Raw genomic sequence first — 24,012 nt, forward strand, 5'->3', positions numbered from 1 at the left:
GGTGGCTTTTCGCCCCCTTTTTTGATATAGACCTTTATACATCCCTATGAAAAAATACATTTTTAGCATTTGCGGCATTGTCTTGATTGGTGCAGCTACCCTATCCTTCAAAAACAAAAAAAAACAATCTTCTGATCGTCCGAACATTCTTTTCGCCATTATGGATGATGTTACCTACCAGCACATGGGCGCTTATGGCTGTAAATGGGTAAAAACACCAAATTTCGATCGCATTGCTCAGGATGGGCTTCTTTTTAAAAATGCCTATACACCAAATGCCAAATGTGCACCATCGCGATCGTGTATTGTTACGGGCAGAAACTCCTGGCAATTGGAAGAAGCCGGCAACCACTGGTCTTATTTTCCGGCTAAATTTGCCTCATTTGCAGAGGTCTTGGCGCAGAATGGATATGCAGTTGGTTATACCGGTAAAGGTGTTGCACCTGTGGTGGCCAAAAAAGCAGATGGTACACCCAGGGAGATGCTGGTAAAAGCATTTAATCAGCTTAAAACAACACCTCCTACAGCTAAAATCAGTAATGTAGATTATGCGGCCAATTTCGATGCATTTTTAAGTACAACAGACAGCAAACCTTTCTTTTTTTGGTATGGAGGTTTAGAACCACATCGCGAATACGAATTTAACTCGGGCGTAAGTAAAGGAGGAAAAAATCTGAGCGATATTCCCAATGCAGAAATTTATCCCTTCTGGCCAAAAACCGATTCGGTACGAACCGATCTGCTGGATTATGCATTTGAAATTGAATACTTTGATAAACAATTGGGGAAGATGCTTAAAATGCTCGAAGATAAAGGCGAACTGCACAACACCTTAATTGTAGTTACTTCAGATAATGGAATGCCTTTTCCACGCGTTAAAGGACAGGCCTACGAATACGCTAATCACTTGCCGCTTGCCATGATGTGGGCTGATGGCATTGCCCATAAAGGCCGTAAAATTGAAGATTTTATCAGTTTTATTGATTTTGCCCCTACCTTTTTGGACCTGGCCAAAGTACCTGCTGCTAAAAACCAGATGAAACCCATTACAGGCAAAAGTTTTAAGGATATTTTTAGTGCTGATCAGGAAAAGGTTTCAGAGAAACGCAATTTCGTGCTTGTGGGTAAAGAGCGGCATGATGTAGGCCGCCCTAAAGATGTAGGCTATCCTATCCGGGGTATTTTTCAGGAAAACTATTTATTTATAAAAAATTTCGAAACCGACAGATGGCCAGCCGGAAATCCTGAAACTGGTTATTTAAACGTAGATGGCAGCCCAACAAAAACGGTTTGCCTCAATACGGTGTATGCTACTGATCATAATTTCAATTATTGGTTATGGTCTTTCGGAAAACGACCAGGTGAGGAATTATACGATATTAAGAACGATCCGGCCTGTTTAAATAACCTGGCTTCAAATCCGGCTCATCAAAAGAAATCGGCACAGTTAAGAAGTAAATTACTGACTTTATTAAAAGAACAATCAGATCCCCGCCTTTTGGGTAAAGGCAGTGAATTTGACAAATACCAATATGCCGACCAAAGAGGGGTTAACTTTTACGAAAGATATATGGCTAAAGATCCCAAATTAAGCTGGGGATGGGTAAATGATTCAGATTTTCAGGATATTTCAAAAATAGAACGGGCTAAAAATGCACGTAATAAATAAGTATTGATTGTTGATTCCAGTCATTAGCAATAAAACCTGAAAAATTGACCGGACTTGCGACTACAGCGCAGCAAAGTGGAGATAGCTTTTAACCTGGTTCAAAGCTATCTCCACCCCTGTAGAAATAACAATTTATCTATAGTGGAATAAGATTTTTCAATATTAAACAAGCTGGCTTAAAGACCTAAATCGTTCTTCGTAAGCTCTTGGCGAAATGCCGACAACATTTTTAAACACACGGTTAAAATTAGTCATGCTTTTAAAACCAGCTTTGTAAGCCACGTTGGCTATATAATCGGCCTTTTTACCAGTGGCCAGATTTTTACATACCTCATTAATACGTACCTCGTTGAGAAAGGTGATGAAATTGCGGCCGGTATGGCGCTTAAAATAACGGCAAAATGCACCAGAAGACATAAAGGCCTGATTAGATACTTCTTCTAAGGTGATGGGTTTATGATAGTATTGCATAATGTAATTAATCACCTTACTCAGCTGAACGTTTTCATTCTCGTTCATATTTGGTAAATAATCTATTGAGCAAAGCGATTCCAATTGATCTGCAAATCTAAATTCATTGATTAAGTCGATAAAACTGATCAGTATCTGTTCATCGTTTGCCTGATTGATTTTCTCTATTTTACGGGCAATTTTAACGGCAGATTTACCACTCAGCTTAAAACCATTGCTGTAATGATTAAAAACATGACGGGTCTCATTCATTTCTGGTAGTTCAAAAAGTGATCCTATCCCCGTTTTGAGGTTAAAATATATCGAGTATACTTCTACCTGGCCAATGCTGGCTGCACTAAAATGCTCCGCATCACTTTTTAATAAGTGGGGTACATTTGCCCCAATTACAAAAATATCGCCGGGGCGGAAATTATGGATATTATTCCCCGAAAAGACAATGCCCCTGCCTTTAACGATCCAGGTAATCTGAACTTCCTCATGCCGATGCAAATGAGGGTAAAAATGTGTATCACAAATATGTTCAACAATAATGCTCCGCTCATTAGGATATAAAATAGTAAAGGGCAGTACTTTCATCAGATTTCACAAAAAATATGGTGTACAATCTTAGCAGATATGATTACCCCAAGTTAAGTGTGAAAAGAAAATAGCATAAAGATTTAATGGTACAAATAACAAACAAAAGCATGCACACACAAACAACTCTAAATAAGATTGTTAAAGCACTAAATAAAAGGAAATGGACAGAAAAAAATCACTTAGCTAATGAGAAATGAATAATCGAAAACGAAGTCGCAACTAGAATATTTCTTTGGTAGAAAGATCCTCTAATTTTGGAGAAATGGCCTTACCAATTCCACTAAATAAAATCTTGATCCCCATCACCTTACCTATCGATCGTTCATAACTGGTCGTCAGTACTTTTTTACCATTTAGGATTACAGCCGCTTTTTTATTTTCAACCCTGATCTCTATATCTCCTCCGTTTAAAGGATCGAATGCTAAGGCACCTAAAAACTGTTCAGATCCCTGTACCCTTTTCTCCGAAAACTTATATTGTGAAAAAGCTACGCAGCTGGCCCGGTTTAAGGTTAATAAATGGCGGTGCTTTTCTCCCAAAATAATCACGGTGGTTTCTACACATTGCGTACCCGGGCGGCTTTGTTCTGAAAAAACCCTACAGGTGAAAGAGAAATTATCGCCGCTAATGTTTGAGGGTTTAATATTACTATAACCCACCAAAAAAGGTTTATTGGTGGCTAAACCAGCTGAATCTAATTGTTCTTTTGAAACGTAAATATTTTTAGGGTTTAAGGGTTTTAAACCTGCAATGGGGTAAGCCCTGGAGGTATCGTTACCCGAATTGGCCACCCAGCCTTTTGTACGCATGTATACCGCAACAGTATCAATTGGTTTATCCTGGTATAAAAGCGTTGCGTACACCACGCCTGGGTTTCTGAAAAATTTAGCCACTTCTTTTTTTCCGCTTATGGCAGATGGAAGCGCTTCATCCATAAAATCTATCTTAAACTCTTCATTGTTATTCACCGAAGTGCCCGATTTTAATTTAAAAACTGCCGTGTGTGGAACGTTTCCAACAGGATTCTCGCAGACCAATTTTGCATCAATGGGCTTAGCTGTAGATTTCCAAATGAAAAAGCTCCCCGTCAGGACGATTATGATGATGGCAAAAATGCTTACATAAGTATATTTTCTGCTGGTTTTAGGCTTAATTTCGGTGGGGATTGAGACTTCTTCGATGGGTTTATCGACTTCGGTTTTTACAGGAACAGGTTTTACTGCAGCGTGTACGAGCTCAAATTCTTGCCAATCGCGATAACCAATAAACTGTGCAAGTGCATCCCTTGTCGCTTTTTGTGGAAAATATCGCTGGGGTGTTTTCAATTGACCAAACAACCTTTTCAGCGTATTTACACTGAGGTACACTTTTGTTTGTTTACCCAATTGACTACTCAGGCTGTTATAATCAGATACCCGCCAGTCTTCAATCGCCTTGTCGCCCATTTTTTCGATTAGCTTCTGGCAACAGATATCCATTGCATCGAGGGCAGGTTGATTATGAGGTTGTAAAGCGCTGGTATCCATTCGACTATTTTTTTAACTATAGGGACTAATTAATTAAAACAGATCAATTCTGTAAAAAGTTCACAAATACTAAACTTTTGTTTTGCAAACATATAAAATAGTGATGGCTTATAAATATATTTTCTAATTAAAATAGCTTTTTTAATCTTACCTGATGAGTGAAAACTTATCCATTATTTTATTGCTTAAAATCTGATTATTAATATTTTCAAAATTATTGATTTTAGAAAAGCCAGACATTCAATTTTGGATAAAAGACTTTTAATCTGGTCAAAATTATTCACCTCAAATTTCTCGTCTATAGCTTAAAAAAAAGAGGCATGCCAATTTTGGCAATGCCTCTAAACTAAAACTGATTCTTAAGAAATTATAGATCAAATAGAAGTATTAGCTGTATTATCTGTCTGATCTAATCAAAAATTCTTTTTCAAAATCTTTCAAGAATGGTTTACCGCTAATATCAAATACAGGCTCTATTTTGGTTTTTGTCCAATACATCATTAACGCGCCTATATCAGCAACAGCTGGCGCCAACGAATAACCCGTTGTACCTTCATAGGTTGATTGTGAGGGCGCATCGGCTCCTAATGCAGACCAGGTATAAGCGCCTGAAAGGTTCATATTATATCCTGTGGGTGCGGTATTCTGAAGTGTTCCTTCTGCACCCTCGTCCATTTTCCAAAAACCAATTAAGCTATTGTAATTGGGGTGTTTGGTAATATCTTTAAGATTTAAATTCGCCTGAATGGTTGGTCCATCCAGTGCAGTTTGAAAATAAGCTAAATTTGCCACATAATAATCCATCGGATCACCTGATCCGCAATATTTAAATCCGATTCTTAATGGATCAGTTGATGTAAGCGTTTGGCCATTCCAATTGGCTTCGGTTGCAGCCTTAACTCCATCATAATAACAAATTGCTGTTCTGGTTGTCGCATTTACCCTTTTAACCGTCATGGTAAGCGTATGCCAGGCTACATCAGTTAGCCTACCCTGATCACCTTGAAACCATGTTCCACTATAATAAGGTCTCCACTGGCTTGCCCAGGTACCGAAAGTCCAGCCTGTACCTCCATTTGGGTTTTTTGCTGCATCCTTATATCCTGTTCCTTTTGAAAGAAAACCAACGTATCCTGTACCACCTTTGGTTATTTTAACCTGTGCCTGAACAGTGAAATCTTTATCGTTCCCAGCATTGTACAACCCATTATCCTGAGCAACCTGCGCAAATACGCTTGTGCCTGTAAACAAAACCGAATTATAGCCTATTTTCTTTAATTCCTGTGATTTCAATGCCGGATTATTAATTACGAGGAAACCACTTGTAGGGTTATCACTGCTTCCGCCGTGGTTGGATGTAATAATAACCAGCCATTCTTCATTGGTGTATGTTTTGCGTGCTTTAATGGCTTTGATAATTTCATCTACATAACCATCGGCCTTTAGTATGGCATCTTTATATGCAGCGTTAGTGGCCACATAACCACCATTTGCACCCGCAGCCTCAGCTTCTCTAAAATTCACAATGGTGGCCCCTACGCCTTCGTACTTGTTTAATAGTGCAATGGTAGAATCTTTAGCGGCTTGATCAGTATTTACCAGGGGCCTGTAATCAGCCACTTTTACATAATTCCGCAGGTTGGGCCAGGGCGTGATAAATGCGGTTTTAGTGCCTATTCCACTCATAATGTAATCCAAAATATTTCTTCTGATGGGCACAGCATCATGCTCTCCGGAATTTGGATCGGTTGTGGGCTGAAAATCATCTGTAGAAACCAGGTGCTTGGTATAAGGCACGCCAGTAAGCATAGATGTCCAGGTGGCTGCATCAGTTGCCACCGCCGATTTAAATGTTGCATAAGAGTATTTACTGGTAGGCAACAATGCGGTAATGGCTGGCGGTGCAATGGTTTTCAGTTCTGAGCCTGTAACACCATCTATACTAATTAAGATTACCCTTCGTGATGGTGCTACAGAATTATCAAGCTCCTCGTTAAAAGTTGGTGGGTTAGGATATTTCTTACAGCCAGCAAGCGTTACGACAGCTAATGACAGTGCCAGGAAAATCTGTTTTTTATTTAAAAAATAAATCATGTTAATATATTTTTAGCGCTTATTTAAATAGTGTAAGTTCTGATAAAGACATAAATGTTGTACTTGCACCTGTTCTTACAATTACTTTTACATAACGAGTTGTGATTGTTCCTCCGGGAAATGCATAATTGTAACGGGTTTCGTTTTGAGGTACTGTTGTCGTGCCTGCAAGCGTATAGGTGACATTATCAGGACTGGTGTAAATCTCCACATTTCTCACATATCCATTAGACTGGCCAATTCTTTGCACAAAACTGATTCCTTTTACTGGTGCCGCAGTAGCTCCTGTGCTCACAACGATACTAATTGGAAGGCTTTCTGCCGGTGTAGGCGATGAATATTTAGAATGATAAATGGTAGCGGTGTTATTATCAACCAGATTTGCTAAAGCACCATCTTGTGCAGGTGAACTGGCCGAAACTGCTGTTGTTGGTATTGTTGTTGCGACAACTGGTACGGGTCCATCGCCTCCTGTTCCTGTCATAATATTATAAGTCCATATTGCTTTTGCAAGTGGCGGATAATTTGCGGCTTTTATTTTACTTTGCGAAACGTTACTCACGGTAATACCCCATGCACCAAAGAACTGGATTAAATCGGTTTTGGTGTATTCGCAGGCCCACTCATAAAAATTATCCTTTTTGTCCTGATCGTTATTGGCTAAACGTGGTGCATGCCTTGCTTTGGTATAAATATAAGTTAACAAGCCGTAATCAAATTTTTCCAGAAGCTGTACAAAAGGGACTGTGCGTGCAAACGAACCGTTCTCTCTGCCACTATTTAAATCCACATCGAAGTTTTTGGTGGCACTTGGCGGCGTAGCAGCATAAGCAAGGGCCACATCATTCCACTCGTTAGGCGCATGCAGAATTTTGAAATCCTGCCCGTAAGCTTTTGCTACTTTGTATGAGAAAAGATTATTGGTCGATTCTCCCAAAGCAGACCAGTTCCAGGTGGTATTTTGTTGGCAGTTGTGTCCAAATTCATGATAAGTACCCCAGTTTGGATGCGGCTGATTGGTGGTCAGCTGGTTTAAACTTACCCAGGTTTGAAACCACTCGCTGCCGTTATAGTTTAGTAAACCCATAAAAGGGAAACCAGAGTGTCCGGCTGCCGTAGGGAAACCGCTAATCTGAATATCAACTGTACCTCTCCACGGTCCTTGTGGACTTCTGTCGCGCAAATCAGCTGCATTAGGTGATAAACCCATCCAGGCATTATAGTGTTCATCAAAAATCTCATTCCATTTGGTCATCAATGCCGTCGGATTGGTTAGTGGATCTCTTGATGAGGTAAACTTTTCTACAATCAGGTCTCTTGGCACCAGGTAGACTACACTTCTGCAGCGAAGTTCTAACCAGGGCACTTGTGAGGCTTTAACCTGAGCCATCCAGGCGGCATCGTTTGATTTGCCCAATTCGAAATCGGGGGTTACACATGCGCCTGAAATGCTAAATTCTATCGGATTGGGATAAGAAAAGGTCGCATTGATATAAATATACCCCCCGTAAAGGTTACGCACATAATTTACACCGGCAAACAATTGTTTTTTAACCACAATAATCGGGTCTCTCAACAAAGGGCTTACACCTGTTAAATTATCGGTATGTCCGCCAACCTGTACACTTAATCCATCTGCACCTGCAGGCACCACAATTTTGATCAATTCGCCAGGCGGCGCATAATAACCAGTACCAAATTGCGGTTGTGGTGCAACAGAAATCCTTAACATATTGGCGGTTTGGGCGCTAAAGTTTAAGTTTAGCGTAAACTTTGCATCTGTTACTCTTGGTTCGCCATCGCCAACCAAACCAGGGAAAACCCTGGCTTTAGCAAAGGCAGAACGATCAACAAATAACCGGTTGGTATCTACTGTAATGCTTTTGTTGTTTCCTGAGTTATCATCATAACCATCTTCTACTTCGTAGCCGTATTTTTTACAGGCTGATAAAGTCACCATGCCTATCAATATCGTTAGCTTTAATATGCTTTTCATTTGAAATTTCATTTAATACAATCAAATTAGTTCGTTACCACATCAGTAAAAGTTGGAGGCCAGGCTTTGCCCGATAAGTTCCATTCGGTTCGCGGCAGAATGCCTAACCAGTTATAAATCTGGAAAGGTAAGTCTACATTGTTGGGTACTGTACGGTAGGCTGCTCCTACTATTTCCGGATTAATATTTGGCGACAAATCGTTAAATGTTCCCCAGGTAGCATTACTGGTTAAAATAAAATCGTTGTTTTTGCCCGAGCGGTCTTTCAGTAAAAACCCGGTGCCTTCTTTACAAGGCCACCAGCCTTCTAAACTCGAAAAATAAGGATGGTTGGGTGTTACTTCCCGTTTCATATAAGTAATAACATCCGCATCAGACATGGTGGTTTTGTATATGGCCAGATCCCTGATTAAAAAGTTGGTTACTTTTCCACTAGCTGCACCAATACGAAGAAAACCAGTGTTGGTAATATCTTTACCTGTTACATCTACCGGATAGTTGGTACCAACCGGTCGCTTAACGCCATCAGTAAACATGGTTAAATACCTTTTAGTGCCTTCCATATAAACTTTTACGGCAATGGTATGCCATGCACCATCTCTGATTACAGTAACATCAGGACGCAAGAAAGCACCTGCCGCATTGGTCGCATTGCCCCAGTCAAACTGGAAATAGGTGTTAGAAAAAGCAAATGTCCACGCATTTGCAGCAATGGCGAAGTTTGATGACTTGGCCAGAAATGTAGGCCATGTGGTGTTTACGCCTGCGTCATTTCTGATTTTTAACATCATGACATAATCACCAGTACTTCCAAAATTACCAACAGTAGCATTAGACAACAGGGCTGTTACCTGAGTGGTTTCGGTAGACTGGAACCTTGGTGCACTACCTGCATAAGGTACATCAGAGGTGTTTGGTTTACCGATTAACCTGGCTGCGAATTTAGGATTATACAAGGCCACATAAGTATTGCGCGCATCGTCGCCAAAAAGACTGAAATCGGTACGGGGATTAGTTGTTGCGCCCCCTTTGTTTGAAGCAATTACCACCAGCCAATTCTCATCGCGAAAAGTAACACGCGCTTTTAAAGTAGCTACCATTTCACCAATGTAAGTATCTAATGTGCCAATAGCTGAACTGTAAGCTGCGTTAGTTTCACTGTATCCACCCGCTGCACCAGCCGTTTCTGCACTATGAAACTGTGTAACAATTAAATCAGCATTACCATCTTTTAGCTTGGTTACGGCTGATGTTTTTACCTCAGCATCTGAAGTTAAAGTTTGCTTTTCAGATGCATCTCCGGCTAAATTTTGGGTAAAAGCACTACTTGCAGCATAAGAAACCGTTGTAAACTTCGGCTTTTCTTGTTTGATCCTGGTAAACAAACCAGGATAAGTTGTTAAATCGTTTCCGGTAAAACTATCGCCTGTTACTTTGTGGAATTTTGGATCTACCCCGGTGATTAAACTTGCCCAGGCGCCCGCATTGCTTACCGGTAACTGCGTGCTATCCGTTAAACCTACAAAAGAATAAATTGCATTTTTATTGATTTCTGTAATCTTTGGCGGCTTAATTGCGGCCACAGCCGAACCTTTTACCCCATCCAGAATAATGTAAAGCACTTTTGGCTTACCCGAACTTACCCCGGCAGTATCATTTTTGGTGTTGGCCGGAATTACATTATCAAAATTTTTGTTACAGGCACTACCCAGTAACACAAGGGCAAAAAAACAAACCGATATGCAGCCAGTGCCCAGATTTGAAAGTGATATTTTTCTATGTCCCATATTTGTGAGATTATGAATGTTTAATTAGTTAAGCAGTTCTACCCTTAATATATTTTTAACCGGAATATTATCGAATCGGAAAATGTTTCCAACCAAAATGATTGCCGGATTTCCTGCTGTAGAAGTGGTTTCGATCATTTTTTCTATCGTCCCCTGAAATACACCGGTATTGTTATAACCATTTGCCAAGGTACCGTCGGCATTTAAAATCATAAATCCCTGGCGCAGCACGTTGCGGTATAAATTAAAGCTTCCTCCAACGATTACTTTTCCGTTATTCAACTGAGCGGCAAAATTCACTATGCCCCCGTTAAGACTGGGAAAAGTAAAACTTGAGGTTAGGCTACCATCAGCATCTAACATGGCTACTCCGGTACGGGACTGCCCGTTAAAATTTTTGAAAGTTCCGCCTAGCAGTAATTTGTTTGTCGTAGCATTATAGGTAATGGATGTAATTTCATCATCAGCACCTGTTCCGATATTGAATGAATTATCTACAGATCCATCTAAATTTATTCTTACGACGCGGTTTCTGCTCACCCCATTAAAGGTGGTAAAAGTGCCCACCAGCACCAATTTACCGTCGGGCATTTGTATCGCATCGTTAATATTTCCATTACCGGCATTAGGACTTTGTTTTGTCCCTGCGTTGTAATGAAAGCTCTGATCCATTGAACCATCCATATTCATACGCACCATTTGCCTCATCAGCACCCGGTCGAAAACTTTAGAATCGTAGGTAGACCTTTCGTAAAAAGCCCTTAAATAATAATCAAAATTGCCAATGGCATAAATCTGATCATTGAAAGTAAAAATCTTCTTAATGGTACCTTGTACCCCGCCATTAAAACTCGGCACAGTATCTCTGTTTTTTGACGGATCGTTAGGTGTGGCATTTACCACATCAATAATGGTAGAATCTAAAGTGCCATCTACATTTAAGCGGGTAATGCCGTTTATATTGGCCCTGTTTGGTCGCTTGGTATTAAAAGATGAAAAATTACCTGCAATTAGAAATTTGCCATTATCATTACCACTCGAAATCCTGGTTACTGCATTTACCAGATAGTTTGCGCCGATGCCAAACTTTAAGGCCGTTTCTACGGCACCCGCGGCATTTATTTGTGCAACATTCCCTATCGGAAGATCCTTGGTCGCCCTGTTTTCATAATCGGTAAAGGCCCCTGTTAAAAAGTAGCCCCCTGCAGGCAAACGTAAAATATCGTAAATTGGATAATTAGAGCCATTAACCACCTGAAAACCAGCATCAAAACTTACCTTACCCGCAATTTGCATGGTTGGGCCGAAAAACGTCTGATTATCAAGTGTAGGATCATTAACGGTAATCCAGATACCACCTGTACTGGCATTTACCGGCACCTTAAACTTTAGAGTACTATCGGTAAAATTTAATACTTCAGCCTCAATTTCGTTAACATACAGTTTAAACTTACCAGTATATTTTACCAGCCCCCTGATATTTACATCTACTTCGTCGCCGGAGGAAGCAATAGCAGGGCTAAGGGCTTTTGATTTAAATTGAATGCCCAATGGTTCTTTACCATTGGCATAAGGATCTTTCAGTTCTACTTCATTTTTTTTGCAGGCAAACAAAAGCATGGCCAGCAGAAAAAATCCGATTTGAAAAACCCTGGTTGTATATTTATTATAAAGAGATATCATCTTTTAAATCGCTAATCATTAAAAAAATTATTATTGTATTGGCGTTATGCCACTGGCCAGTACATCATTGATGAAAATGTTGTTCACAAATCCAAAATTATGCTTGTTAACCAGGGTACTCCCCGACAAGGTTGCCTGCCTTAATACGTGTATGATTCCATTGGTTGGTGCAATATCTGAGGTGGCTACCGGGATATTAACCAAACTTTGCTGTGGTTTAGTGAAGTCTTTTATGTAAGAAAGAAACAACTGCCTGTAACCTGCATATTTTATACTGGTAGCGCCACTCACCGCATCATTAAATATGACGCCGATATTCATGATCCTGCCATTCTCATAAGAAGAAAAAGACTGTCCGGGGAATGCGGTATAAGCAAGTGTATCCAACTGTGGATAATCTTTCAAACGGTTTGTTCCTTTAAAAATGTATTGCGAAAGTGTTTTGCGCCATACCTCACGTTTAATCTGCGACAATTCTTTTACCGTGTCTCTTCCGTTCTGTATCAGGTATGCATTTAAAGCCCGTACCGATTTATAAATGGAAGAACTTGTTGGTGCAAAAAAAGTAACGTTCTCTTTGTCCAGTACATCATCCATTCCCGCAAGTGCAATTACCCTCACCGTCGTATCGAACATGGCTGGTTTCGATTTCAGGTATTGCAATATCGTTCCGTTGTACGTTGGAGTGAGTACCCCAGAATCTACATAATACTCTTTATTGCAGGCAGTTGCCAAAAGCAATACGATAGCTGCGAATATTAAATTAATTTTTTTATTCTTCATCTCTTTAATTTTATCTCCAGAAATTATTTAAAGTCATATTAGGATTGTTCGCCAGGGCCGATTCGCTGATGGGCCATGTCCAGGCACCTGCATTAAAATCAGCCACACCTATTGGGTGATCGGAATATTCAGAATCCAAAATTCGTTTGGTACGTACCAGATCATAGAAATACTGCCCCTCACAAAACAGTTCTCTTACACGTTCGTAATAGATATCGTCTTTTAACTGATCGCCAATAGAACTGAAAGGAATAGCCTGCGCCCTTGCCCTTACTTTATTTACAAAGGTTTGTGCGGTAGTATTATCATCTAAATTTGCCGCCGCTTCTGCGGTTAACAATAATGCATCTGGCAAACGGAAAATAATGCGGCTATCATCATGAGAAATGGTGTTGTTTGTTCCGCTTGGATAGGTATTGGAAAACTTTTTCAACTGAAATGTATTGTTGCCGATATCGGCATTTTCGAACCAGAGGTTTCTTCGTACATCACCATTTCCTGCAGGAAATACTTTCTGCATAAACTTTACGCTGTAATACATTTGTGAGGTAGTGGTGGTTACGGTTCCACGGAATGGGTATTTAGAGAAAAAGACCGATGGGTTATCATACTGAGAAAGTACCTCTCCATAATTCGCATTCGAAACAATTTCGAAAAGGCTTTCTTTGGTATTGCCTTTGAAAATCTTTTTATTGTTATCTACCGTATAATCCAGCAAACCATAATCGGCATAACTGCTGAGTTCCTGTCCATATTTAACAACTTGTTCGTAATAAGCTGTTTTAATGCCATTATCAAATCCGGCAGCCCACATGTTCATGTGCATAATTAAGGCTAGTGCCGCACCACGCATGGCTCTCGTACCCACCTGGCTGGCATCAACATAGGTTACCGGTAAATCATCTTTAACTGCTGCCATATCAGCAATACAGTTTTTCATTACGGTAATCTGGTTGGTTCTGCCTAAAGGCTGATCATTATAGGCATTGGTATAATACGGAACATCACCATACATTCTCACCAATAAGAAATAGCAAAGGTTTCTTAAGAAAACACCCTCAGCCATATATCTTTTCCTGCTTTCATCAGAAATGGCCGAGTTGGGCATTTCGCTTACCTCTTTCACCATGAGGTTTGCACTGCCAATTACATCATAATAAGATTTCCACTCGGTTGCCGCTTTAAAATTATAGAAGTAATAATTGCCGTTTGTTGATGCAATAGCGCCTTTTAAGTCATTGTTGATGAAGTTGGTAAAACCAGCAATATTAGCAGAATTGATTACCGGTGCGCACCTGAGATCGGCAAAAGTATAAAATGTGCTCCCATTATTGAGTATTCTGCTTCTTAATTTAATATAGATGCCGTTTACAAATTTTTCTACATCGGCTTCATTTTGCCAATAATTATTACCTGAAAGGTTATCTATCGGTGTAACATTTAAAAACTTTTTACAGCTCAGCGCAGCAATGCTGATGATGGCTATAAATATTATATAGGTAATTTTTTTCATATCGATTTTCCGGTTAAAATTCGAGGTTTAGACCTAGTACATATTGTTTACTCAAAGGATAACCCCCAGAGCTATCGCGACCAAGTGCCGTTACAGCCTCTGGATTAGGGCCAGAATAATTGGTTAAAAAGCCAAGGTTTTGTGCGGTAACATATACGTTAGCACGGTTGATTCCGAACTTGCTTGAAAAAGTCTTGTTTAAAGTATAATAAAGCTTAATGGAGTTCAGCTTAAAATAAGTTCCATCTTCCTGGAAGAGTGTTTGCCCGTAACGGAATGGATCGATAATGGAAGCCCTGGTATAGTCAAGCGGATTCGGATAAGTTCCGTTATTGCCTGCCCCGGTCCAATAGCTGTATTGCGATAAGGGCACTAAATTTCCAAGCGTTGTAGGATTATTAAAGTTTCTGAACTGTGCTGCTAATGCATTGTTCAATATATCCCTTACCAGGGTAAATGATCCGTTTACTTCAACACTCCAGTTTTTATAGTTTAATAATGCGCCTATACCACCGGTAATTTGTGGCTGGGAGTTACCTGCAACTACCCGATCATTCGCATCTAAAATATAATCTCCGTTTAAATCCGTGTAAATCGGATCGCCAGCCCTAAAATAGTTCCTGATGCCAGTACCACCCGTTCTGTAACGTTTACCAGTCATTGGGTCGAAAGGTACATCAGCAGTACTGTTATAAACACCTTTGGTATTGTATAGGAAATTGGAAAGCGAGTTAATTCCCAGTCGGTAGTAAATGTCCTGCGCAAAATCCGGATCCAATGCAATCAATTGCCTTGCACCATCAGGTAGCGCTGCCAAAACTTCTTTATTGATGGCTAAGTTGGCATAAACATTAAGTTTGAAAAGACTACTTGGGTTTAAAGGTCTGGAGTTTACCTGAAACTCCCAGCCGTAATTCACATTACTGGTTTCTACCGTGGTCACATTTGAGAAAGAGTTGATATTAGCAATTCCTTTTTCGCGGAAAATATTATCAACCTGTTTGTAATAGGTATCGAAACTGAAGTTTAGTTTGTTTTTGAAAATACTAAAATCAAGTCCGGCATTTAAAGTTGTATTTTTAGTTGGCTCTAAGCTCAGGTTGGGTAAACGGCTTAGATCTATCACCACCGATTGGTTATTGCTGTAGGTACCGCCACCAAAATATCTTCCGTACACATCATAAATACTTCCGTTAGGCTGGATATTACTACCATAACTTAAACGGATATCGCCATAATCCAACCAGCGGTTTCCGGCTAAAAAGTTTTCTTTATCGAAATTCCATTTTACGGAAACAGATGGATTTTTTACATAACCGGCCAATGGCCCGTTGGTAGAAGTTCCATCCACACGGTAGTTGAAATCGATTACATATTTCTGTTTATAGTTATAAGAAAACTGACCTGCAAAACCTACTGATCTGAAATCGCTGAAATTATCTAACGTTCCCCCTAAAGTTTGGTTGTAAGCCGGATTGTGGGTAATTGGTCCACGGATAAAGCTGTTTACGGTACGATCGTTTAAAATGGCATCGGCTTTAAAATTAGAGCTGTTGATTTCGGTAAAAGCAAAAACACTAAAATTGTGTGCAGGCTCATTGGCCTTATCATTTATGGTATACACATAACTCAAACTGCTTCTGTTGTACAATTTGGTAGAACGGTCATTGTAAGAATAAAAATTAGCAAAACCGCCATTAAGCGAAGCTGGTACAAAATTATCCCTGGTACCGGTAATGTTTGTATAGTTGATTACGGTACTCGCTTTAAAATTCTTTAATATTTCATAATCCAGCTGCACTACAGCAAAGGTGTTTAAGGTCTTGTTATCGTTATCGCTTTCTGTAGCCCCCTGTACCTGGTTTACGGACGAGTACAAAGATGGTGGTGGTAATAAAGAAGATGAACTTCCTCCTGTGGCCACTCCGGTATTAAAAATACCATTACCACTTCCGGTTTGCTGTCGCTGCACCGAATTGTTCAACTGACCTAAAATTTTAAACTTACGGCTGGGATTGTAAGTCATGGTGGTATTTAAAATATACCTCGAATAGCCTGTATTTTGTTGTACGCCATCCTCATCATATAAACCTAAAGCCACTTTATAGTTAAAGGCCACATCTCCACCGGAAATGGATAAATTGTGATTCTGGTTATAGGTTGGGCGGTAGAAATACGACTGCCAGTTGGTAGAGTTGTTATAATAAGCGTTTAAGCTATCCGAAAGGAAATCTACCGCATTAATGGTACCCAATGCATGGTAGTAGGTAGAATCGTATTGCATAATCTGTCTTAACCTCATGTTACGTTCTTCTACCCCGCCAATTACCGCTCTTAATTGTGGTACGGTGCTTAAAAATGCAGAACCCTGATAGCGCACTACCGGCACTTTAGAACTACCTCTTTTGGTGGTGATTAAAATTACCCCATAAGCACCACGCGAACCATATAATGCGGTTGCCGCAGCATCTTTTAGTAACTGGATCTCTTCAATATCTTCTGCCGGAATCTGTGAGGCAGGCGAAGTACCCGGGCCCGCTTGCTGGAAACCGTAAGAGAATGTGGCGTTATCATCAACCGGCACCCCATCGATTACATACAAGGGAGATGTTGGCGTTAAGTATGCACTGTTACCCGATCCGCTAACGTTAATGTTGGATAAACCACGTACCTGAACCGAACCCCTGAAACCAGGTGCACCTGTATTATTCTGAATGTTTAAACCGGCTACCTTACCTTGTAGCAGCGAAATAGCATCGCCTGCTGGCTGGCCCTGAATTTCACTACCAGAAATTTTCACGATTGATCCGGTAGATAATGTTCTGGTTTTGGTTACATAACCTGCCGAAACCACTTCAACTGTTTTTAAAGTACTGTTTAGTGGCTCTAAAGTAATGTTGATATTGCGCCTGTTGTTTACTTTAACTGTAATGGGCGCCATCCCCACATAACTGAATTTCAGTTCGGCATTTCCGGCTACCGTTACCCTAAAATTTCCATCGTTATCGGTTTGTCCGATAACCTGGTTGCTTGCAACGAGTATAATGGTTACACCCGGAATTGTTTCTTTTTTTACTGAGCTGGCATCAATTACTTTACCAGTAACCGCAATTTTTTCCTGTGCGTGGACCTGGTTAAATAAACCCATCAGCAGCACCATTACGATTGCATAAAAATATCTCATCATGAATATATTTTGCTTAGTTTTTAATCCTGTCTCCATTAGTCGTTAACAAATTTTGGTTTCTCGGTTTTAAACCAGAAGATGATCTCCCAGTCGCCCTTTTCGTAAATATTATAGTTTAACCCTATGATTGATTTTTGTAATATATTGCCAAAACCAATGCGCTCGAACCTGAATAAAGAGCTCGCCTGTGCACCCGAACTTGTGGTATACCGGGTTGGATAATCGTTTAAAGGGATAGGATAAGCCACCTGATAGGTAACTTTCTCGGATGTTTTGACCATGTTAAAACCATGTACAACGTTTTCCCATTGCGTGGTGGCAAATTTATTGGGATCGATGGTACGGAAAAGTGTATCGACAAACTTGAAAGAAATGGTATTTCCAGGACCTCCTGTAACTTTATTAAACAATACCTGTACATCTGAGCTACCCAAAAAACGGTTTGTGCGCTCGCCACGGATATTGCTGATTACGGATGGATTAACAGAGGTTCTTACCTCTTGTCCGGTAACCGCATCAAAATTCGACGGCTCGTAAGGTCTTTCTCTAAAAGGTCTCAACCTCATTTTCTGAAAATATCTTTTACCGCCTGAATTAGACATTTCTACATCGAATACATAACCCGAATCTGGTTGTGATTTTACAAAATCTGATTTAGCAGCATCCCACATCAAAAACTGACCTGAATGTTCCCTGATTTCGAAAAGTTTATGGTTTTCTATCCCTCTTTTAGCTTCTATTTCTGCAAGTGATTTTTCATTACCATCATAAGCTTGTTTCCAGATTTTAACCGGAAAATAATCGTTCAGTTCAGGAGCAGATTCGCCGTTGAACCTCCTCATGTTCACAATTTTAAAATTTAAGGGTAAGGATGATGTGCCTGCGTTAAAGTTTCCGCTAAACAAATTATTACGGCCTAAAACCGGCTCGTATACCGTTTTGGTAAACTGTGTATCTTTACTGAGCGAGAGTGCATCATCTGGCAGGTTTTTTCTGCAGCCTGCTATCACTATTACCAACAGCAATAACAGATAAAATAACTTTGATTTATATATAACTAATTTCATTGCGTTATTTGTTTAATTTGGTGGTAAAATCGCCAAAGCCAAAAATGTGTGTAGGGCTTAAAATATTAATGATACCGTTACTGGTTTTGATATTTACAGCATTCGTTACGCTTCTTTGCCAGTTGGTTTTTACGGTCAGATTTTTCGGATCGGAGAAAGTAACCGTTACCGGACCGCCGCCCTGATAACCAGATGCATTTTGCTTTTGATATTGAATATGCATCTGATAGTTAAATTTGATTGAACTTGCATAAGAACCATCAAGGAAAGGCTTGTAAAAATCAGTCGTGTTCCTACCGGTGATGATATACTTATCCATCATGATCTCTAATTCGGTCAGATCAGCATTCTCTAAGGTTACCGGAGTTTTACCCTGTTCGGTTCTGAGCTGGTTAAGCTCATAAAGGGCAGCTGCAAAATTATCGTTGGTCGGTGCAAAAAGCGTCACCTTGCTCTCTGTAAGTGCTGTTTTTAAAGCAGTTGTCCTGTTCAATACCACCAACAGCGAACTAAATGTAGCGGGCTGGGTTTCGAGATATTGAATCACATTGCCATTAAACTCTGTTACCTCATTCTCATAATCGCGATATGGCGAATCTTTTTTACACGACGACCAAATCAGGCAGGTCATCACCACTATTAACAAGTGTTTTATTTTGATATTTAATTTCATTGATATGCTAGATTATTGCCAGAAATTATTTTGTGTAATGCCTGGGTTGGCATTGATTACATCCTGCGAAACCGGCCAGTAAATGGCACCTGCGCTTTCGGCCTGTGCAAAAGTTAAAGGCTGTCCATTCTTGGTAATGAAAGTTCCATTGGTTCGCTTAATCCTGTTGTAACGGACTAAATCGTACCATCTCCAGCCCTCTCCCATCAGTTCTCTCCTTCTTTCAGCAAAAATTTCGTTAATTAAATCTTTAGTGGAGCCATCAGGATACGGAATGTAACCCCTTAATGCTGCAGCTTTGTTCAGCGCCACAATGGCATTATCTCTCTGGCCCATTACAGCTAGTGCTTCGGCTCTTAACAGGGTGATTTCTTCTAATCTTGTAAATAATACTGCCGAAGAAAATACGGCGTAATCGCTGGTATTCGCCACGGCCTCAATGATCTTCACTTTACTGAACATCGGGCGCTGCGTGCCATACTGCGTAAAATAATTTTCTCTGTATAAGCCCGTTTGTGGATCAACACTAAACCTCAGGTCTAGTGGGTTTGTAAAAATTTTGCGAATACTGTCTTTAGGTACATAAATCTCCGGTTGTGCTTTAGGTACAAATGGTGCAGCTAAGGTTAATTGCTCAATATGCCCGTTGGCCGATGAATAACCATAGCCATACTCAAAAGAGTAACCAACTAACTGAGTGGCACGTTTATAGGCAAATGGATTAACCTGCTGCGTTTCGTTGGTACGCACATTTAGCGTAAGTTCATTAATCGTCAGGTATCTGCAATTGTAGTCGGTTACCCCTGGTTCTACCAACTGGGTATAATTGTCCAATACAAACTTGGTATAGATATCTGTTTCCAGGTAGTTTTGCTGCCAGGCAGTAACATGTGCCAGCAAGCAATAAACCGAAATGCGGGTCATTAATGTACCATACCAATTTGGATCGGTACTTACCGTTAGGCCATAATAGGCACCCGGAAGAATTACGTCAGTACCACCGTATCTAAAAGGTACAACCTGTGCAGCAGCCAGTAATTCTGATTTACAGAACGATAGTACTCTTTCTTTAGAAGCTCTTGGGGCTTTAATAAAATCGCCATCATGGGTAGTGGTCAGCAAGGGCACATCGCCCCAGATCCGTACCATGTAGAAATAAGCAAAAGCACGCAAAGCTCTGGCCTGGGCAATATCTACATTGTTATTTGCCAGGGTGTACCTATTATCAGATTTCACAATTTGCGACGAACGCTCTATAAATATCGTTGTGGCATTTACTACAGCGTAAAATCTTCTCCAGTTGGTTATGCTATTAATGACAGGATAAGAAGCGTTTAACCTTCCTTCTATAATGGCCTGCAAATCTGCACGGTTGGTTGACGCGAAGTCGCCATTTCTTAAATCGCCCATTAACCAGTGGCCGTTATCTGAGGCCAATGCATTCCGCATTAAGGCATACATGCCGATTAAATTGGCCTTGGCATCATCAATGGTTTTCCACGAATCTGTTTCTTTCTGCAACCTGGTAGATTGTGTGTCATCAATCTTTTTGCATGCACCACCAAGCAATACCAGGATCAGCGTAAAAGCAATCACACTTTTGTGGTAAATGCTGTTATGTTTTAAATTAAATGTCATGATTTCTTACTATCGATTATAAATCAAGTTTAAAGCCCAATACAAATGTTTTAGGGATCGTGATATTTGCACCATCGTACATCCCATTATAGTTTACCAGCTCCGGATCTACTCCCGAAAAATTAGTAAGGGTAAGCAGGTTTGTCCCGGTGGCATATAAGTAAGCCCGTTTAATTGTAGATTTCTTTTTAAGCATACCGCTAAAATCATAGCCAATGGTTACCGACCTCAGTTTGGCATAGGAGGCATTTTCTAAGAACAGGTCCTGATCTTCACGATAAGGCACTACAGAACTGAAAGGGTTATAAATCGGGTAGCTTTTAGCATTATCGAATGATTGCCATGCTGTAATTTCTCTAACTGAATTAATGTTATTTGCAGACTCACGATTAATAAAATCGTAACGGGCAGCATCATACTGGTTTATTGCTTTTTGTCCAAGTGCGAAAAACACATTGAAATTAACATCGATTTTTTTGTAACTGAATGTGTTGTTCCAGCCGCCAATAACTTTTGGCAACCGATCACCGGTAATTACTTTATCATTTATATCAATGCGGTAATCATTATTATAATCAACCCATCTCGGATCACCCGCTTTTAAAGTAATACCGTTAAAGGTCATTTTCTGACCAGTTGCCGGGTTGGTAGGCACCTCCGCATCGGTATTGTAGATGCCACTATTGGTGTACAACCAATAGGCACTGGATGATGCCCCAACTTTTAACTTATTGTTCTGATAAATCAGCTCCTCTAAACCATTGGGTAATGCGCCAATTTTGTTTTTATTATAATTGATGTTAAAACCTGTTGACCAGCTAAGGCCATTTTTATTTTGTACGGGTGTACCATTAATTAAGAGTTCGGCGCCACGGTTATTGATGGTTAAACCCGATTTATACTCGGTAATATAACCTAACTCCTGTGGTACCGGTAAGTTAATCACCTGCCTTTTATCATCACGGTTGTATACGCTAACAGCAGCACTTAACCTGCCTTTTAACATGGTGGCAGAAAGCGTAAGGTTGGTCCGGTCAGAAATTGGTAAAGGAATATTGTAACCTACATAACCTGTTCCATATGGACGGGCAACGCCGATAAAGGTACCGTAACCTGGCAAGGTAGGTTCATCTGCCCAGCCATTAACAGTTGTATATTGAGGACCTGCAGCAAAACGGTCATCAACAAACGGACGCACGGTACGACCCCATCCGGCATTCAGATCAAGGGCATTGAAGAAAGTGTTTTTTGATAAAAACTGATTTTTAATGCTCCAGGTACCACTAAATGAGGGTGCAAATAACCAGCGGCTATCTGGCTGTCCGTTCGATGAACCATCGCGGCGTAAAATGGCATCAAAACTTAAAAGGTTTTTATATTTATATTCTCCACTTGCATATAGCGAGAACAAACTACTGCGCTCTTTGTCTAAAAACCTGAAAACATAAAAATCCCCGTAAGCATTTAAATAATCGCCTGCGTTTGAGTTACCGTTAACCTGAATAATTTTAATAAAATCATTTGGCCCATTATAACCCCTGGCGTAATTATATTTATAGGTATCAGATTGGAATGTTTGTCCAACATCAACCTTTAGCTGATGATTAGTGCTGCCTAAATCGAATTGATAAGCAGCATGGTTATCGAGTATTAACCTTTGGTTGTAACCAAAATAATTAGATACATAACTTATTCCCGCCAAGAGTGTTGAAGGTAAAAAAACATCTCTGATGCCTTCGGTATAGTCGCCAAGCAAGGAGGTTGTTAAGGTTAAGCGCTTAAGTTTTGCATTTAAAATAAGGTTACCATTTATCCCGGTGGTTCTATTCAGATCGGTACTGCCGTCTACGATGTTCAGGTAAGCACCGTAGCTATCAGAATTAGGTGATAGCGGATTAGACAAATCGGGAATATACTGTGTTTCGGCAAAACGGTCGCGTAAACTGCGGTTGCGGTTACGGTCTAACCTGATTGCGTTTATGGCACTCGATACCGTTAACCACTTAAATGGCGCCATATTGATCCCAACTGATAAATTATAACGGCCAAGTTTAGTATTATCGGCATTCCCGGCATCTTGAGTTGCCGCACCGTAAAACCTAAAATTAGCGCGTTCAGAACCACCGGTAATCCCCAGGTTAGCATTATAAGTGGGTGATGTTTGATAATATTGTTTGTCCCAGTTTGATGGTCCGAAATAATCCAGATTAGTAGAATCCCTTAAATAGCTGGCGTAGGTATTGTAATTTGCAGTGCTCGCATATTTCTGATAGAAGGGCCTTCTGAAGTTATTGTCATAAACACCGTTGGTAGGCGCTATGGCCGGAGGGGTTACATAACCGTAATACGAATTAAAACTAATATCGCGATTACCACTCCTTGCCCCTTTTGTGGTAATATAAATGGCACCATTTGCAGCATTCGGTCCAAGTTTAGCCAATTCATATGGATCTTTAATCACCACAATCGACGTAATATTATCGATGTTGATCTGAGATAAAAGGTTATTCGCCGGGCCGATACGGGTATAATCATATTTTTGCACATCGTATGCAAAGGGGTGATCCTGTGCAAGCGGCACACCATTTAAATAAACTGCTGGCTGTAATGCATACCTATCTTTTTTACTGAATAATAATGATGATGGTCCCTGAACAATCATACTTTGTTCGGTTCCGGGCTCACCAGATGTTTCCTGAACATAAACACCAGCCAAATTGCCCTTTACCATTTGTTGCAAGGAAAGGTTTGGAACATTTTTCGACCTCGCTACATCAAGGGTATCCTTTAGTTTATTGAACCTGAGGAGGGATTTCATCATCTCTCCTATGGTATCCAGTTGTTTGGTTTTCTTTGTGGTATCCTGCTGTTGAATCAGGTAACGATTACCCATAACAGTCTCCCTGGCTGGGCTGGCAAAAGCCATAGAAATTCCAAAAACAGATAAAAACAAGACACCTATAGTGCTTGTAGAAATTTTAACCATTTTAAATAAAATTTAGTATTAAAAATTTTGATTGTGTAGATTAAGACCGGCGGTTAATTGCCGGGATTTTGTAATGCCATAATCTCCCGTCTGTTTAATGTTTCACTAAGAAAGGCGCTCGTTTATCATTAATATCCGGCCTACAACTTTTGCATTGCTTAACTGAACATTTGTGAATGACATTTTGGAAAAGTAAATTTTAATCATAGTTTTTTTGTTATGAGTTTGTTTTGGTTGTTTGTTGGGATGTGTTGTCGGTTACAGCTGTGGCTCAAAAAAAAGAGGTGGTTCGGTTCTTACCGGCACTCTTAAATAGCAAATAAATACTAAACAAAGTTAATTTATACTAAACATAA

Annotated in this window: 14 protein-coding genes; 1 reads left to right on the forward strand and 13 read right to left on the reverse strand. The window is 40.1% G+C overall.

The annotated features are described in order from the left end of the window. Positions 1–46: 46 nt before the first annotated feature. Complete coding sequence (locus AC04QZ_RS05480) at positions 47–1,669, forward strand: sulfatase family protein (protein WP_478356891.1); 1,623 nt, start codon at positions 47–49, stop codon at positions 1,667–1,669. Between the two features lie 162 nt (positions 1,670–1,831). Here AC04QZ_RS05480 and AC04QZ_RS05485 read toward each other — a convergent pair whose 3' ends face one another. The 13 genes from AC04QZ_RS05485 to AC04QZ_RS05545 all read right to left on the reverse strand — a co-directional run bounded on the left by AC04QZ_RS05485 (position 1,832) and on the right by AC04QZ_RS05545 (position 23,656). Beyond that, entirely contained in the window at positions 1,832–2,719 is an 888-nt protein-coding gene (locus AC04QZ_RS05485; RefSeq protein WP_478356893.1) for an AraC family transcriptional regulator, read from the reverse strand. A gap of 222 nt (positions 2,720–2,941) precedes the next feature. Continuing rightward, entirely contained in the window at positions 2,942–4,249 is a 1,308-nt protein-coding gene (locus tag AC04QZ_RS05490) for a hypothetical protein (protein WP_478356894.1), read from the reverse strand. 396 nt (positions 4,250–4,645) lie between these two features. Then, positions 4,646–6,343, reverse strand: a complete 1,698-nt coding sequence (locus AC04QZ_RS05495; RefSeq protein WP_478356895.1) for a LamG-like jellyroll fold domain-containing protein — start codon at positions 6,341–6,343, stop codon at positions 4,646–4,648. A 19-nt stretch (positions 6,344–6,362) separates the two neighbouring features. Beyond that, positions 6,363–8,339, reverse strand: a complete 1,977-nt coding sequence (locus AC04QZ_RS05500; protein ID WP_478356896.1) for a M60 family metallopeptidase — start codon at positions 8,337–8,339, stop codon at positions 6,363–6,365. A 26-nt stretch (positions 8,340–8,365) separates the two neighbouring features. Then, on the reverse strand, positions 8,366–10,126 hold the full coding sequence (locus AC04QZ_RS05505) for a hypothetical protein (protein WP_478356897.1): 1,761 nt from the start codon (positions 10,124–10,126) through the stop codon (positions 8,366–8,368). Positions 10,127–10,150: 24 nt separating this feature from the next. Continuing rightward, entirely contained in the window at positions 10,151–11,809 is a 1,659-nt protein-coding gene (locus tag AC04QZ_RS05510) for a DUF5008 domain-containing protein (RefSeq protein WP_478356898.1), read from the reverse strand. Positions 11,810–11,839: 30 nt separating this feature from the next. Next, entirely contained in the window at positions 11,840–12,592 is a 753-nt protein-coding gene (locus AC04QZ_RS05515) for a fasciclin domain-containing protein (protein WP_478356899.1), read from the reverse strand. Between the two features lie 10 nt (positions 12,593–12,602). Further along, positions 12,603–14,105 carry a RagB/SusD family nutrient uptake outer membrane protein gene (locus AC04QZ_RS05520; protein ID WP_478356900.1) on the reverse strand — a complete coding sequence of 501 codons (1,503 nt, stop codon included), beginning with the start codon at positions 14,103–14,105 and terminating at the stop codon, positions 12,603–12,605. Between the two features lie 13 nt (positions 14,106–14,118). Beyond that, a complete protein-coding gene (locus AC04QZ_RS05525) occupies positions 14,119–17,292 on the reverse strand; it encodes a SusC/RagA family TonB-linked outer membrane protein (RefSeq protein WP_478356901.1) in 3,174 nt (1,057 codons plus the stop codon). A 35-nt stretch (positions 17,293–17,327) separates the two neighbouring features. Then, a complete protein-coding gene (locus tag AC04QZ_RS05530; protein WP_086546743.1) occupies positions 17,328–18,359 on the reverse strand; it encodes a DUF5007 domain-containing protein in 1,032 nt (343 codons plus the stop codon). A 4-nt stretch (positions 18,360–18,363) separates the two neighbouring features. Continuing rightward, complete coding sequence (locus AC04QZ_RS05535; RefSeq protein ID WP_478356902.1) at positions 18,364–19,032, reverse strand: hypothetical protein; 669 nt, start codon at positions 19,030–19,032, stop codon at positions 18,364–18,366. A 12-nt stretch (positions 19,033–19,044) separates the two neighbouring features. Next, the gene (locus AC04QZ_RS05540) at positions 19,045–20,670 is read right to left on the reverse strand and encodes a RagB/SusD family nutrient uptake outer membrane protein (protein ID WP_478356904.1); all 1,626 of its coding nucleotides are present in this window, start codon (positions 20,668–20,670) and stop codon (positions 19,045–19,047) included. Between the two features lie 16 nt (positions 20,671–20,686). Beyond that, positions 20,687–23,656, reverse strand: coding sequence for a SusC/RagA family TonB-linked outer membrane protein (locus tag AC04QZ_RS05545; RefSeq protein WP_478356905.1), 2,970 nt, complete (start codon positions 23,654–23,656; stop codon positions 20,687–20,689). Positions 23,657–24,012: the final 356 nt, after the last annotated feature.

It is taken from the genome of Pedobacter folensis, assembly GCF_056490665.1.

Bases quoted from the DNA above. Each gene is read 5' to 3' on its own strand.
- AC04QZ_RS05480 (WP_478356891.1), top strand. From the start codon at position 47: ATGAAAAAATACATTTTTAGCATTTGCGGCATTGTCTTGATTGGTGCA.
- AC04QZ_RS05540 (WP_478356904.1), bottom strand. From the start codon at position 20,670: ATGACATTTAATTTAAAACATAACAGCATTTACCACAAAAGTGTGATT.
- AC04QZ_RS05510 (WP_478356898.1), bottom strand. From the start codon at position 11,809: ATGATATCTCTTTATAATAAATATACAACCAGGGTTTTTCAAATCGGA.
- AC04QZ_RS05505 (WP_478356897.1), bottom strand. From the start codon at position 10,126: ATGGGACATAGAAAAATATCACTTTCAAATCTGGGCACTGGCTGCATA.
- AC04QZ_RS05545 (WP_478356905.1), bottom strand. From the start codon at position 23,656: ATGGTTAAAATTTCTACAAGCACTATAGGTGTCTTGTTTTTATCTGTT.
- AC04QZ_RS05485 (WP_478356893.1), bottom strand. From the start codon at position 2,719: ATGAAAGTACTGCCCTTTACTATTTTATATCCTAATGAGCGGAGCATT.
- AC04QZ_RS05500 (WP_478356896.1), bottom strand. From the start codon at position 8,339: ATGAAAAGCATATTAAAGCTAACGATATTGATAGGCATGGTGACTTTA.
- AC04QZ_RS05530 (WP_086546743.1), bottom strand. From the start codon at position 18,359: ATGAAATTAGTTATATATAAATCAAAGTTATTTTATCTGTTATTGCTG.
- AC04QZ_RS05525 (WP_478356901.1), bottom strand. From the start codon at position 17,292: ATGATGAGATATTTTTATGCAATCGTAATGGTGCTGCTGATGGGTTTA.
- AC04QZ_RS05490 (WP_478356894.1), bottom strand. From the start codon at position 4,249: ATGGATACCAGCGCTTTACAACCTCATAATCAACCTGCCCTCGATGCA.
- AC04QZ_RS05520 (WP_478356900.1), bottom strand. From the start codon at position 14,105: ATGAAAAAAATTACCTATATAATATTTATAGCCATCATCAGCATTGCT.
- AC04QZ_RS05535 (WP_478356902.1), bottom strand. From the start codon at position 19,032: ATGAAATTAAATATCAAAATAAAACACTTGTTAATAGTGGTGATGACC.
- AC04QZ_RS05495 (WP_478356895.1), bottom strand. From the start codon at position 6,343: ATGATTTATTTTTTAAATAAAAAACAGATTTTCCTGGCACTGTCATTA.
- AC04QZ_RS05515 (WP_478356899.1), bottom strand. From the start codon at position 12,592: ATGAAGAATAAAAAAATTAATTTAATATTCGCAGCTATCGTATTGCTT.